General features: G+C 74.1%; 12 protein-coding genes and 1 pseudogene. 10 read left to right on the forward strand and 3 right to left on the reverse strand.

Translation table 11 applies throughout. The features are described 5' to 3' along the window. Positions 1–141 precede the first annotated feature (141 nt). On the forward strand, positions 142–546 hold the full coding sequence (locus tag KUM32_RS13570) for a VOC family protein (protein ID WP_217142110.1): 405 nt from the start codon (positions 142–144) through the stop codon (positions 544–546). Here KUM32_RS13570 and KUM32_RS13575 read toward each other — a convergent pair. Next, positions 538–1,215, reverse strand: a pseudogene (locus KUM32_RS13575) (helix-turn-helix domain-containing protein); the annotation flags it as partial. The gene KUM32_RS13570 and the pseudogene KUM32_RS13575 sit on opposite strands and share 9 nt — an antisense overlap. A gap of 10 nt (positions 1,216–1,225) precedes the next feature. Continuing rightward, complete coding sequence (locus KUM32_RS13580; protein ID WP_217142111.1) at positions 1,226–2,161, reverse strand: AraC family transcriptional regulator; 936 nt, start codon at positions 2,159–2,161, stop codon at positions 1,226–1,228. A gap of 91 nt (positions 2,162–2,252) precedes the next feature. Between KUM32_RS13580 and KUM32_RS13585 the strand changes: the two genes are divergently transcribed. After that, a complete protein-coding gene (locus KUM32_RS13585; RefSeq protein WP_217142112.1) occupies positions 2,253–3,113 on the forward strand; it encodes an NmrA family transcriptional regulator in 861 nt (286 codons plus the stop codon). A 54-nt stretch (positions 3,114–3,167) separates the two neighbouring features. Here KUM32_RS13585 and KUM32_RS13590 read toward each other — a convergent pair whose 3' ends face one another. Continuing rightward, complete coding sequence (locus tag KUM32_RS13590; RefSeq protein ID WP_217142113.1) at positions 3,168–4,352, reverse strand: YihY/virulence factor BrkB family protein; 1,185 nt, start codon at positions 4,350–4,352, stop codon at positions 3,168–3,170. A 99-nt stretch (positions 4,353–4,451) separates the two neighbouring features. Here KUM32_RS13590 and KUM32_RS13595 point away from each other — a divergent pair, with 99 nt between their 5' ends. The 8 genes from KUM32_RS13595 (at position 4,452) to KUM32_RS13625 (ending at position 13,066) form a co-directional block, all read left to right on the forward strand. Further along, on the forward strand, positions 4,452–6,095 hold the full coding sequence (locus KUM32_RS13595) for an acyl-CoA dehydrogenase family protein (protein ID WP_217142114.1): 1,644 nt from the start codon (positions 4,452–4,454) through the stop codon (positions 6,093–6,095). A gap of 294 nt (positions 6,096–6,389) precedes the next feature. Continuing rightward, the gene (locus tag KUM32_RS13600) at positions 6,390–7,706 is read left to right on the forward strand and encodes a GAF domain-containing protein (protein ID WP_217142115.1); all 1,317 of its coding nucleotides are present in this window, start codon (positions 6,390–6,392) and stop codon (positions 7,704–7,706) included. A 306-nt stretch (positions 7,707–8,012) separates the two neighbouring features. Continuing rightward, entirely contained in the window at positions 8,013–9,320 is a 1,308-nt protein-coding gene (locus KUM32_RS13605; protein WP_217142116.1) for a hypothetical protein, read from the forward strand. Positions 9,321–9,547: 227 nt separating this feature from the next. Beyond that, entirely contained in the window at positions 9,548–10,120 is a 573-nt protein-coding gene (locus KUM32_RS13610; RefSeq protein WP_217142117.1) for a GNAT family N-acetyltransferase, read from the forward strand. Between the two features lie 142 nt (positions 10,121–10,262). Continuing rightward, positions 10,263–10,346 (forward strand): putative leader peptide, encoded by an 84-nt coding sequence (locus KUM32_RS45270; RefSeq protein WP_310887545.1) that lies wholly within the window; start codon positions 10,263–10,265, stop codon positions 10,344–10,346. A 139-nt stretch (positions 10,347–10,485) separates the two neighbouring features. Continuing rightward, positions 10,486–12,183, forward strand: coding sequence for a sulfite reductase SirA (gene sirA, locus KUM32_RS13615; protein ID WP_217142118.1), 1,698 nt, complete (start codon positions 10,486–10,488; stop codon positions 12,181–12,183). Beyond that, positions 12,180–12,359, forward strand: coding sequence for a hypothetical protein (locus KUM32_RS13620; protein ID WP_217142119.1), 180 nt, complete (start codon positions 12,180–12,182; stop codon positions 12,357–12,359). The genes sirA and KUM32_RS13620 overlap by 4 nt, the downstream gene beginning before the upstream one ends. Next, a complete protein-coding gene (locus tag KUM32_RS13625; protein WP_217142120.1) occupies positions 12,356–13,066 on the forward strand; it encodes a phosphoadenylyl-sulfate reductase in 711 nt (236 codons plus the stop codon). Before KUM32_RS13620 ends, KUM32_RS13625 begins: the two co-directional genes overlap by 4 nt.

Here is a 13,066-nt window from a genome sequence, read left to right on the forward strand (position 1 = left end):
GCCGCACAGGTGTTCCACAGCGGGCTCGTTCCGCCCGACTCCGTCCGCCCGGCTCGTTCCGTGTCCGGCTCGTCCCGCCCGGCTCGTTCCGTGTCCGATTCCTTCAAGACCACCCCCGGACGCCCTGCCTACGGTGGCCCCATGACCGCACGATTCAACGCCATCGGCCTCGTCGTCTCCGACATGGCCGCGTCCGTGACCTTCTACCGCCGGATCGGTTTCGCGTTCCCGGAGGGCGCCGAGGCCCAGCCGCACGCCGAGGCCGGACTGCCGGGCGGGATCCGTCTGCTGCTCGACACCGAGGAGTCCGTCCGCTCCTTCCACCCCGGATGGCAGCCGCCGTCCGGTGGCGGGCGGCACTCGCTCGCCCTGCTGTGCGACTCACCCGCCGAGGTGGACGCGCTCTACGAGGAGCTGACCGGCGCCGGCTGCCACGGCGAGCTGGGGCCCTGGGACGCCGTCTGGGGGCAGCGGTACGCCGTCGTGAACGACCCGGACGGGAACGGCGTCGACCTGTTCGCGCCGCTGTCCACGCAGGCGCAGTAGCTCTCCGGGCGCCACGCCCGCCAACTCCTTCACGTCCCGCGCCAGATGCGCCTGGTCCGCGAAACCCGCCCGGACGGCCGTCTCGGCGAGGGGCGTGCCGGCGCGGGCCAGGGCCAGGGCGCGCCGCAGCCGCAGTACGCGGGCCAGCGTCTTGGGGCCGTAGCCGAAGGCCGCCCGGGAACGCCGGTGCAACTGGCGGGCGCTCAGGCCGAGTTCGTCGGCGGTGGTGGCGACCGGACGGCCCGCGTCGAGGGCGGCCACGATCCGGCGCAGCAACGGGTCGGGGGGCTCGGTGTCGGCCGCCCGGGACAGTGCCGCCTCCTCCAGGCCGCTCGCCGGGTCGGGGGCCGCGTTCACCCGTGCGGCCAGGCGCCGGGCCCGGGCGGCCGGCCAGAGGTCGGTGAGGTCGACGCGCCGGTCGCGCAGTTCCTCGGCGGGCACACCGAGGAGCGTGGGCGCGGTGCCGGGGAAGAAGCGGACGCCCGCCCAGGGGCCGGGGGCTCCCCCGGTGACGTGGGCGCGGGTGTCGGGGCCCGCCACCAGCAGCCGGCCGTCGTGCCAGAGCAGGTCCATGCAGCCGTCGGGCAGGACACGCCCCGTGCCGGGCCCGGTCGGCGTGCTGGTCCACACCACCGCGCCGGGCAGCCGGGAGGCGCGTTCCGCGTACACGCGTGCCAGGCTACGCCGTCGGCGTGCGGTACTCCTGGGGGCTGACCCCGTACACCCTCTTGAAGGCGGTGGACAGGGCGAACGCGCTGCTGTAGCCGATCTGGCGGGCGATCGCGCCGAGCGTGTCCTCGGTGTCGCGCAGCCGGTCGGCGGCGAGCGCGAGGCGCCAGCCGGTGAGGTACGTCATCGGGGGCTCGCCCACCAGGTCGGTGAAGCGCCGGGCGAGCGCGGCGCGGGAGACCCCGGCCTTGGCGGCGAGGGACGCGACCGTCCACGGGTGCGCCGGGTCGTCCTGGATCAGTCGCAGTGCCCGTCCGACGACCGGGTCGCCCAGGGCCCGGTACCAGGCGGGCGGTTCCGCCCGCGGGCCGGCGAACCAGGCGCGCAGGGCGGCGATGACCAGGAGGTCGAGGAGACGGTCCAGGACGACCTCCTGACCCGGCTCGTCCCGCGTGACCTCCGTCACCAGCAGGGGCGTCAGCGGGCAGTCCCACACGTCGGAGGTGAGGGACAGCAGCGGCGGCAGGGCGTCCAGCAGCCGGCCGCCGATCTCGCCCCGCACCAGGTAGGTGCCGATCAGCAGCACGGCGCCGCCGTCGGGCCGGTCGCCCCAGGTGCGCACGCCGAGGTCCATCGAGCCGTTCAGCGGGCGTCCGTCGGGGTAGCTGCACGCGCCGCCGGGCAGGATCACCGCCTGCGGTGCCGTGGCGGGGTCGTCGGCGCAGGTGTAGGGGTCGGGTCCGCGCGCGATGGCGAGGTCGCCGGCCCGCAGCCGCAGCCGCTCCCCCGTGTCGGGCACGATCCAGGCGTCGCCGCGGACCATCAGCATCACCGTCAGCGGCGCCCCGTCCTCGACGCGCACGGCCCACGGGGGGTCGAAACAGGCGCGGATCATGAACGCGCCACGGGCGCGGGGGCCCTCCAGCAGACCGGCGAGTGCGTCCATGGCGTCACAGCGTAGACGGCGTGGACGCACGCGTATGGCCGTGAGCCGTTCGGCGATGGGAACGTGCGGCGCACGGCAGTTGACTGGACGCATGACGAAGACGAGCACGCAAGCGGAGATGACGGTCGTGGTGACGGGGGCGTCCGGTCGTACCGGTCGGCGGGTGGCCGGGGCGGCGCGGGCCGCCGGGCTGACCGTGCGGGCGGCGTCCAGGTCGACCGGCTTCGACTGGCAGGACCGGTCGACCTGGGCGGACGTCCTGCGCGGCGCCGACGCCGCCTACCTGGCGTATCCCACCGACGTCGGCGCCCCCGACGCCGCCGGGGCGGTCGGCGCGCTGGCGCGGGAGGCGGCCGGGCTCGGCGTACGGCGGCTGGTGCTGCTGTCGGCGCGGGGCGAGGAGCAGGCGCGGCCCGCCGAGGAGGCGCTGGCCGGGGCGGGCGCGGACTGGACGGTCGTGCGGTCCGCCTGGTTCGCGCAGAACTTCAGCGAGGGCCCGCTGGTGACGGAGCTGCGCGAGCACGGCGGGCTGGTCTTCCCGGCCGGTGCGGTCGGGGAGCCGTTCGTGGACCTGCGGGACCTCGCGGACGTGGTGGTGGCGGCGCTGACCTCGGGCGAGCGGTACGCCGGGCAGGTGCTGGAGGTCTCGGGACCACGGCTGCTGACCTTCGGGGAGGCGGTCGCCGAGATCGCGCAGGAGACGGGCCGCGCGCTGACGTACCGGGCCGTCCCGCCGCACGAGTACGGCGAGAACCTGGCCGGGTTCGGGGTACCGGAGGAGGAGGTGGCGTTCCTGGTGGAGCTGTTCGGCTCCCTCCTCGACGGCCGCAACGCCCATCTGTCGGACGGTGTCCAGCAGGTGCTGGGCCGCGCGCCGAGGGACTTCGGGGCCTTCGTACGGGAGGGCGCGGCGGCGGGGGCGTGGGACCCGGCCACCGTCGGCCGGTCCTAGGCCGGTCCTAGGAGGCCCCCCTGCCGGTCCGGCCGGACCGGACGGACCGGCCGGTCACGAAGCCTCCGGTTTGTCGTGTCCGTGTCCGTGCCCGCCATGCCCGTGCCCGTTGTGGTCGTGGTTGTTGTGGTGGGCGGGCGGCGCGCTCTTCAGCGGGGTGCGCAGGCGGGCCGTGACGTCCTCCGGGGGCAGGAACCGGGACCAGCGTTCCGGGAACTCGGAGGGCATGTCGGGGTCCGCCTCGCCGCTCGCGGCGGCGCGGGCCACGTACTCGGCGACCTGGGCCTGCCGCAGCCGTTCGTTGGCCTCGCGGGCCGCGGCGGTGGCGGCGGCCGGCCAGACGCGGTCGATGGCCGCGTTGACCGCGGCCCCGACGAGCACGGCGAACGCGGACACGCCGATCCACAGCAGCACGGCGACGGGCGCGGCGAGGGAGCCGTAGATGGTGGGGCCCTCGACGGTGTTGGTGAGGTAGATGCGCAGCAGGAAGCTGCCGAGCACCCACATCGCGAGGGCGACCAGCGCGCCGGGCACGTCCTCGATCCACGGGGAGCGTACGGGCACGGAGACGTGGTAGAGCGTGGTCAGGAACGCGACGGACAGGATGATGACGACCGGCCAGTACAGCACCTGGACGACGGTCGTCGACCACGGCACGACCCGCACCACGGCGTCCGGGCCGGCCACCATCAGGGGCAGCGCGACCGACCCGATCAGCAGGGCGACGAGGAAGAGCAGGAACGCCATCAGACGTGTCTTGACGATGCCCCGGACGCCGTCGAGGCCGTACATCACGGTGATGGTGTCGATGAAGACGTTCACCGCGCGGGAGCCCGACCACAGGGCGAACAGGAAGCCGATGGAGATGACGTCGGGCCGGCCGCCCTTGGTCACGTCGTCCAGGATCGGCTCGGTGATCTGCTCGACGCCCCGCTCGGAGAGCACCGCGCGGGAGGCGTCCTCGATGTTGGCGCGCAGGCTCTGCGTGGTGTCCGCGCCGATCCACAGGTCGACGTAGCCGAGCAGGCCGAGGACGCTCAGCAGCAGGGGCGGCACCGACAGCAGGGTGAAGAACGCGGCCTCGGCGGCCAGGCCGAGGATGCGGTACTCCATGCACGAGTTGACGGTGTCCTTGAGCAACAGCCAGGCGGTCCTCCGCTTGGAGACGTTCCGGTACAGGACCCGGGCGCGATGGAGCCGGCCGGAGGGCCGTTCGGGGGATTCACTTGCTGGCTGCACGACCTAAAGGTATCCGTCGCGGGGGACCACACTCATCCGCGGACGCCCTCCGGCCCGAGACGGCCCCCTCCGCTCCCCCGGCACGATAGGTTCGCGGTCATGACAGGCAGTACCCACACCGTGACGAACCAGGTCCCGCCGCTGGTCGGCTACGACGTCTTCACCGCCGACCGGGCGTTGTCGGCGGCCGTCGAACGGCATCTGGCACCGGAGCTGCGCGAGGAGGCGCGGGCGGAGCTGTCGGGCCTGGGCCGCGGCTGCGGATCGGCCCAGACGCAGGAATGGGGGGCCCTGGCCAACGCGAACCCGCCGGTCCTGCGCACGCACGACCGCTACGGCAACCGCGTCGACGAGGTCGACTTCCACCCGGCCTGGCACCGGCTGCTGGGCAAGGGCGTGTCCGCCGGTCTGACCGCGGCCTGGTCCCGGCCGGGCGGGCACGTGCGGCGGGCGGCCGGTTTCCTCATGTGGACCCAGGTCGAGGCCGGCAACGGCTGCCCGCTGTCGATGACGCACGCGGCGGTGCCGGCCCTGCGCGCCGACCCGGACCTCGCCGCCGAGTGGGAGCCGCGGCTGACCTCCCAGGTGTACGACCGCGAGCTGCGGCCCGCCCACCTGAAGGCCGGTGCCCTGTTCGGGATGGGCATGACGGAGAAGCAGGGCGGCAGCGACGTACGGGCCAACACCACCGCCGCCCGGCCGCTGGCCGAGGACGGCACGTACGAGCTGACCGGGCACAAGTGGTTCTGCTCGGCACCCATGTCGGACGGGTTCCTGGTGCTGGCGCAGGCTCCGGGAGGGCTCACCTGCTTCCTGGTGCCGCGCGTGCTGGCGGACGGCACCCGCAACGTGTTCCTGCTCCAGCGGCTCAAGGACAAGCTGGGCAACCGGTCCAACGCCTCCGCCGAGGTCGAGTTCGCCGGGACCTGGGCACGCCGGGTCGGCGAGGAGGGGCGCGGGGTGCGCACCATCATCGACATGGTGGCGGCGACCCGGCTCGACTGCGTGCTGGGGTCGGCGGGGCTGATGCGGCAGGCCGTGGCGCAGGCGGTGCACCACTGCGCGTACCGGGAGGCCTTCGGCGGGAAGCTGGTCGACAAGCCGCTGATGCGCAACGTCCTGGCGGACCTCGCGATCGAGTCGGAGGCGGCGACCACGCTCGCGCTGCGGCTGGCGGCGGCCTACGACGCCGCCGCCGACGGGAGCGAGCGGGAGCGGGCACTGCTGCGGCTGGCGGTGCCGGCGGCCAAGTACTGGGTGACCAAGCGCTGCGCGCCGGTGACGGTGGAGGCCGCCGAGTGCCTGGGCGGCAACGGGTACGTCGAGGAGTCGGGGATGCCCCGGCTGGTGCGCGAGTCGCCGCTGAACTCCATCTGGGAGGGCGCGGGCAACGTGCAGGCCCTCGACGTGCTGCGGGCGCTGCGGCGGGAACCGCCGGCGCTGGACGCGTACCTGACGGAGGTCGGCCTGGCGCGCGGCGCCGACCACCGCCTGGACGCGGCGATCCGGGACCTGCTGACGGACCTGGCCGACCTGGAGGCCGCCGAGGGGCGGGCGCGCCGGCTGGTGGAGCGACTGGCGCTGGTGCTCCAGGGCGCACTGCTGGTGCGGTACGCGCCGCCGGAGGTCGCCGACGCGTTCTGCGCGGCGCGGCTGGGCGGTGACGGGGGCGCGGCCTTCGGCACGCTGCCGCCGACGCTCGATCTGGCGTCGGTGGTGGAGCGGGCCCGCCCGGTGGCCTGAATCCGCCGCCGCGCGGCGCGGGGGTGGCGCCGCGCCGACACGGCACCACCCCCGCCACACGGGCCCGTTCAGGCCGCGTACGCCGCTCGGGACGGCGTGGTTCAAGTTTGGACACCGGCACGGTGGTTCACCAGGGTTGCAAGGGGTTGCAACTTGCTGCCGACTGTGCGCGGACCGTGCCCGCGAGCCGTGGGGAAGCGGTCATTATGAGACGAGCGTCCGGGACGCGCACGGGCCCGCGGCCGGCCGCGGGCGCGCTCACCCCGGCCCCGGTTTCCAGGAGGACGAGGACCAGTGGCGCTCTCGCCGATGGACGTGACGCAGTTCGCCGCCGTCGACACGGCGCGGGCGGCGCGGATGCTCAGCGAGGTCCGCTCCGCCAGGCTCTCGGGCGGGCGCGTCCCGGTGGCGCCGCGTCCGGTGATCGAGCAGTCCTGGGAGCGGATGCTGCGCAGCGGGGTCGATCCGGAGCACGACTTCCGCGCCGGGCTGCTGTCCCCGGAGGAGGTCCGGCGGCGGCGGGAGTCCTCGCCGCTGCGGCACGTGCTGCCGGTGCTGCGGGAGGGGCTGCTGTCGGTGGCGGACGTCGCCCACCACATCATGGTGGTCGCCGACGACGACGGCCGGGTGCTGTGGCGGGAGGGCAGCGCACCGGTGCTGCGGAGGGCCGACGGGCTCGGTCTCGAGCTGGGGGCGGACTGGCGGGAGGAAGTGGTCGGCACCAACGGCGTGGGCACGCCGGCGGTCACCCGGCGGCCCGTACAGGTCTTCGCCTCCGAGCACTTCGTACGGTCCCAGGCGACCTGGACCTGCGCCGGGGCGCCCCTCACCGATCCGCGCGACGGCCGGCTGCTCGGTGTGGTCGACGTGAGCGGGCCGCTGGAGACGATGCACCCGGCCACGCTCGCCTGGGTCGACTCGGTGGCCAAGCTCGCCGAGGCCCGGTTGCGCGAGCTGCACGTGCGGTCGCTGGAGCGGCTGCGGGCGGTGGGGGCGCCGGTGCTGGCCCGGCTGGACGGGCGGGCCCTGGTGGTGGACCGGGACGGCTGGACGGCGGCGGTGACGGGCATGCCGTACGTGGACCGGGTGGCGCTGCCCCGGCCCTCGGCGGCGGGGACCGGGTGGCTGCCGTCGTTCGGGGCGTGCCTCCTCGAACCGCTGGGCGAGGGCTGGCTGGTGCGGGCCGCCGGGGAGCCGGTGGCGCACGGCGCCGTCCGGATCGTGCTGGACCTCGGGCAGCCGCGCCGCTGGTCGGTGCGGGTGCTGGGCGGCGCGGAGGCCTGGGCCCGGGAGCTGAGTCCCCGGCACGCCGAGGTGCTGTACCTGCTGGCCGTCCACCGTGCCGGGCGCAGCGCCGCGGAGCTGGCCCAGGACATGTTCGGCGCCCCGGCCCGCACGGTGACGGTACGGGCGGAGATGTCGCGGGTGAGGCGGTATCTCGGGGCGTATCTGGACCATCGGCCGTATCGTTTCTGCGAGGACGCCGAGGTCGAGGTGCTCCTCCCGGACGACCCCCGCGACCTGCTCCCCCACTCGACGGCACCGGCGGTCACGGACCGTCGGCGGCCGGCACCGGGGCGTCCTGAAGGGCGGCCGGCGTCGGGGTCCTGAAAGGCGGCCGGCGTCGGGGTCCTGAAGGGCGGTCCGTACCGGGGGTCCTGAACGGCGGTCCGTACCGGGGTCCTGAAGGACGGTCCGTACCGGCGTCCTGAACGACGGGCGTCCTCTCGCCCCGGGGCCGGGGACAGTCCGGCCCACCCCGGACGGCCGCAAATCCGGCTGCTCTACGCATATTCGCGCCGTCCGCGTCCGCGGACCCCTCCGTCTGTCGTAGCATCCTCTACGGACCGCCCCAACTGCGCCACGGTCAACGCAAGGACCGTCAAGCCCAGTTGATCCGGTGCCTGTGGAGGTTCTATGAAGCATCGCGGCAGACACCGCCGACGCAGACGGGGCAGGGCGCTGCGCGCCGCCCTGACCGGAGCGGCCCTCGCCCTGACGGGCGCCGCCACGATGATCAGCGCCTCGCAGGCCACGATGGCCGACGACCCCGGCGCCCTGAAGCCCCTCACCTCCGCCGCCGAGACCGGCGCGCTGCGGCTGACGGAGCACCGCGTGCCGGGAGCCTGGCTCGACCGGCTCTCCTCCGCGATGGGCGACCCGGTGGGCGTCGACACCGTCCTCGACTCCGCCGACCGCACCCTGCGCGAAGCCGCCGACTGCACGAGCGAGGAACGGGAGGCGCTGCCGGTCTCCCCGGCCGCCACCCGCGCCTACTGCTGGGACGACGGCGACACCGCGGGCTGGCGTCCCGGCGCGGTCACCACCTCCGGGGACGCCGAGGAGGACGGCCGCTGGGGAGCCCACCGCGTCGTCCTGTCCGCCTGGGCCCGCGACGACGCCACGCCCGGGGGCGGCCTCGCCCGGGTCTCCTTCGTCGACGCCGACGACCCCGACCACCTGAGCTACACCTCGGCGCTCCTCGCCGTCCCGGTCGACGGCGGCCAGGACTACCGGGGGCTCGACTCCCCCGTCTCCGGCATGGTCTGGTACCAGGACAAACTGCTGGTCACCACCGGCGCCGGGGACCGCGAGGCGCTGTACGCGTACGACATGGACCGCGTCCAGCGCGCCACCACGCGGGCGGACGCCGTCGGACGGGTGCCGGGAGGCTGGGCGGCGAACGGCCACCGGTACGTGCTGCCCGCCGTCGCCACGTACCGGCTCTCCGCCGCCGACGGCGCCGCGCGTCCCGGCGCGATCTCCCTGGACCGCGGCACGGTGCCCGCCAGCCTGGTGGCGAGCGAGCGGGTGTCCGCGGACGGCGACCGGCCCGCCCGGCTGTGGCGCTACGCGTTCAGCCCGGACCCGGCCCGCTCCGGGCTTCCGGCCGCGGACTCCGCCGGGCACGTCGACGCGCTGGAGGCGTACGAGACCGGGGCGGCCGAGGTGGGCGGCGTGCTGTCGCACCGCCCGGCCGGCGCCGACCGGCCCGACTGGTACCTGGGACGGGCGGCCGGCGGGCGGGAGGGGCGCGGGGCCCTGTGGCGGCAGGACACGGAGGGCGCGCGGGTCGCGGAGTGCGGGGCGGACCGGTCGCAGCGGTGCTGGAGCGGGCCCGCGGGCTCCCTGTCGTACTGGGCGCAGACCGGCGAGGTCTGGTCCCAGTCGGGCCGCATGCTGTTCGCCCTGCCCCTGAGGTCGATCGAGGAAGCGCTGCACTGACGGCGGCCCCGGGTGGCGCCCGGGGCCGTCGCACCTCCGCGCGGCAGCGGGACGACCCGACCGGGACCGACGGCCGACGGCCGACGGCAGCCACGGACCCCGCACGCCCCCAGGCGACAGCCGACAGCAGCCGACGAGCCCCGCACACCCCTATCGACCCCCGGCCCCGGCGTGTGGCGGCGGACCAGTATCGACAGACCTCCGGACCGGATGATTTTCTGATCGCCATGACCACCATCGCCGTGACCACCTGGTCCCTGGAGCAGACGGCGCCGACCGACCTGCTGCCGGCCGCCGCACCGGAGGGGGACGTCCGGATCGTCCGCTCCGAGATCCCCTCCCCCGAGTTCAGCCGCTTCCTGTACGCCTCGGTCGGCGGCGACATCCGCTGGACGGACCGGCTCGGCTGGAGCTACGCGCGATGGCAGGAGCACCTGGAGCGCCCCGGCGTGGAGACCTGGGTCGCCTACGACCACGGCACGCCCGCCGGGTACGTGGAGCTGACGCCCGGCGACGACGGGGCCGTGGAGATCGAGTACTTCGGTCTGCTCCCGGCCTTCCGGGGCCGGCGCATCGGCGGCCACCTGCTCTCGTACGGCACCGCACGCGCCTGGGACCTCGCGGACCGCTGGCCGGGGCTGGCCACGACCAAGCGGGTGTGGCTGCACACGTGCAGCAAGGACGGCGAGTACGCGATGGACAACTACCAGCGCCGCGGCTTCCGCCTGTTCGACACCAAGGTCGAGGAGGAGGCGGTGGTGGCCAGCCCCGGTCCCTGGCCCGGAGCGTTCCCCGCCTGACCGACGCCCCCGTCCCCTTGCCCGTCCCACCGCCCGCCCCGCCATGTGATCCACAACACCGCTGTCTCACTTTCCGGGACAAGGGTGTCCGCATCCTGGATAATGCTGGACTGTGTCCAGATCGCCGTGCCACGCTTCCGTCATGCCTGGAACTGGAATTGCCTTGGTGAGTCGGCGGCACGTCGACCTCGGCCGCATGTCCAGCGCCATCTGTCCGGCCCGCTGAGAGCACCCTCCAGCACCCCCCGGATTCCCCGCGTTCGCCTCGCCCCCGCGCAATGACGCGCACGTGTGCCACCCGTATGCCATGCGCCGTACGCGCAGGTCAGAGCCGCTTCCCGTCTGTCCCGAAGGACGTGTCAACCATGGCCGCCACCCCGCCGAAGCCTGCTGCCGCGACTCCCCGCCGCAAGGTGAGCCGTCACCGTGGCGAGGGCCAGTGGGCCGCAGGCCACTTCACCCCGCTCAACGGCAACGAGCAGACCAAGAAGGACGACGACGGTCTCAACGTGCGGACACGTATTGAGACGATCTACTCCAAGCGGGGCTTCGACTCGATCGACCCCGGCGACCTGCGCGGGCGGATGCGCTGGTGGGGGCTGTACACCCAGCGCAAGCAGGGCATCGACGGCGGGAAGACGGCCGTCCTGGAGCCGGAGGAGCTGGACGACCGCTACTTCATGCTGCGCGTCCGCATCGACGGCGGGGCGCTGACCACCGCGCAACTGCGCGTCATCGGCGAGATCTCGCAGGAGTTCGCGCGCGGCACGGCCGACATCACCGACCGGCAGAACGTCCAGTACCACTGGATCCGGATCGAGGACGTCCCCGAGATCTGGAACCGTCTGGAGGGCGTCGGCCTGTCCACGGTGACCGCCTGCGGCGACACGCCCCGCGTGATGATCGGTTCACCGGTCGCGGGCATCGCCGAGGACGAGATCATCGACGGCACGCCGGCCCTGGAGGAGATGAAGCGCCGCGTCCTGAACAACAAGGCGTACTCGAACCTCCCGCGGAAGTTCAAGACCGCGATCTCCGGGTCGCCGGTACTGGACGTGGTGCACGAGATCAACGACGTGGCGTTCGTGGGCGTCCGCCACCCCGAGCACGGCCCGGGCTTCGACCTGTGGGTCGGCGGCGGCCTGTCCACCAACCCCAAGCTGGGGGTCCGCCTCGGCGCCTGGGTGCCGATCGAGGACGTCCCCGACGTCTACGAGGGCGTCCTCTCGATCTTCCGTGACTACGGCTACCGGCGGCTGCGCAACCGCGCGCGGCTGAAGTTCCTGGTCGCCGACTGGGGCGCGGAGAAGTTCCGCCAGGTGCTGGAGGACGAGTACCTGAAGCGGAAGCTGACCGACGGCCCCGCGCCCGCCGAGCCGACGACCCGCTGGCGCGACCACATCGGCGTGCACCGGCAGAAGGACGGCCGCTACTACGTCGGTTTCGCCCCGCGCGTCGGCCGCGTCGACGGCACCCTGCTGACGAAGGTCGCCGACCTGGCGGAGGCGCACGGCTCGGGCCGCGTGCGCACCACGGTCGAGCAGAAGATGATCGTCCTCGACGTCGAGGAGGGACAGGTCGACTCCTTGGTGGACTCCCTGGAGGCACTGGACCTCACCGCCCGGCCCTCCACCTTCCGGCGCGGCACCATGGCCTGCACCGGCATCGAGTTCTGCAAGCTCGCCATCGTCGAGACCAAGGCGCGCGGCGCCTCGCTGATCGACGAACTGGAGCGCCGCCTCCCGGAGTTCGACGAGCCCCTCACCATCAACCTCAACGGCTGCCCGAACGCCTGCGCCCGCATCCAGACCGCGGACATCGGGCTCAAGGGCCAGCTCGTCCTGAACTCCCGGGGCGAGCAGGTCGAGGGCTACCAGGTGCACCTGGGCGGCGCGCTCGGGCTGGAGCCCGGCTTCGGCCGCAAGGTGCGCGGACTGAAGGTCACGGCGGAGGAACTGCCGGACTACGTGGAGCGCGTCCTGAGGCGCTACCAGGCCGAGCGCGAGGACGGCGAGCGGTTCGCCACCTGGGCGGCCCGCGCCTCCGAGGAGGCCCTGTCGTGAGCGAGCGCGCCGCGCCCTTCTACTGCCCCTACTGCGGCGACGAGGACCTGCGTCCGCACGAGCAGGGCCACGGAGCCTGGGAATGCGGGGCGTGCAACCGCGCATTCCGGTTGAAGTTCCTCGGGCTGCTCGCCCGGGGTCTTCAGCCCGACTCCAGCGGAGGAGAACCGATATGACGGCGGTTCAGCACGAGCGAACGACCGAGGAACTCAAGGCCCTGGCCGAGCGGGCGGGCCGCGAGCTGGAGGACGCCTCCGCACTCGAGATCCTCCAGTGGGCCGCCGAGACGTTCGGCAACCGCTTCTGCGTGACCTCCTCCATGGAGGACGCGGTCGTCGCCCACCTCGCCTCCCGTGCCCTGCCCGGCGTGGACGTGGTGTTCCTCGACACCGGCTACCACTTCCCGGAGACCATCGGCACCCGGGACGCGGTGGACGCCGTGATGGACGTGAACGTCATCACGCTCACCCCGCGCCAGACGGTCGCCGAGCAGGACGCCGAGTACGGGCCGAAGCTGCACGACCGCGACCCCGACCTGTGCTGCGCGCTGCGCAAGGTGAAGCCGCTGGAGGACGGGCTGAAGGGCTATCAGGCGTGGGCGACCGGCCTGCGCCGCGACGAGTCCGAGACCCGGGCCGGCACCCCCGTGGTCGGCTGGGACGAGAAGCGCGGGAAGGTGAAGATCTCCCCCATCGCCCGCTGGTCCCAGGACGACGTGGAGGCGTACGTCGCCGAGCACGGGGTCCTCACCAACCCGCTGCTGATGGACGGCTACGCCTCCGTGGGCTGCGCACCCTGCACCCGCCGGGTGCTGGAGGGCGAGGACGCGCGCGCCGGCCGCTGGGCGGGACGCTCCAAGACCGAGTGCGGACTGCACGGCTGA

Source organism: Streptomyces sp. AC627_RSS907 (assembly GCF_019049165.1).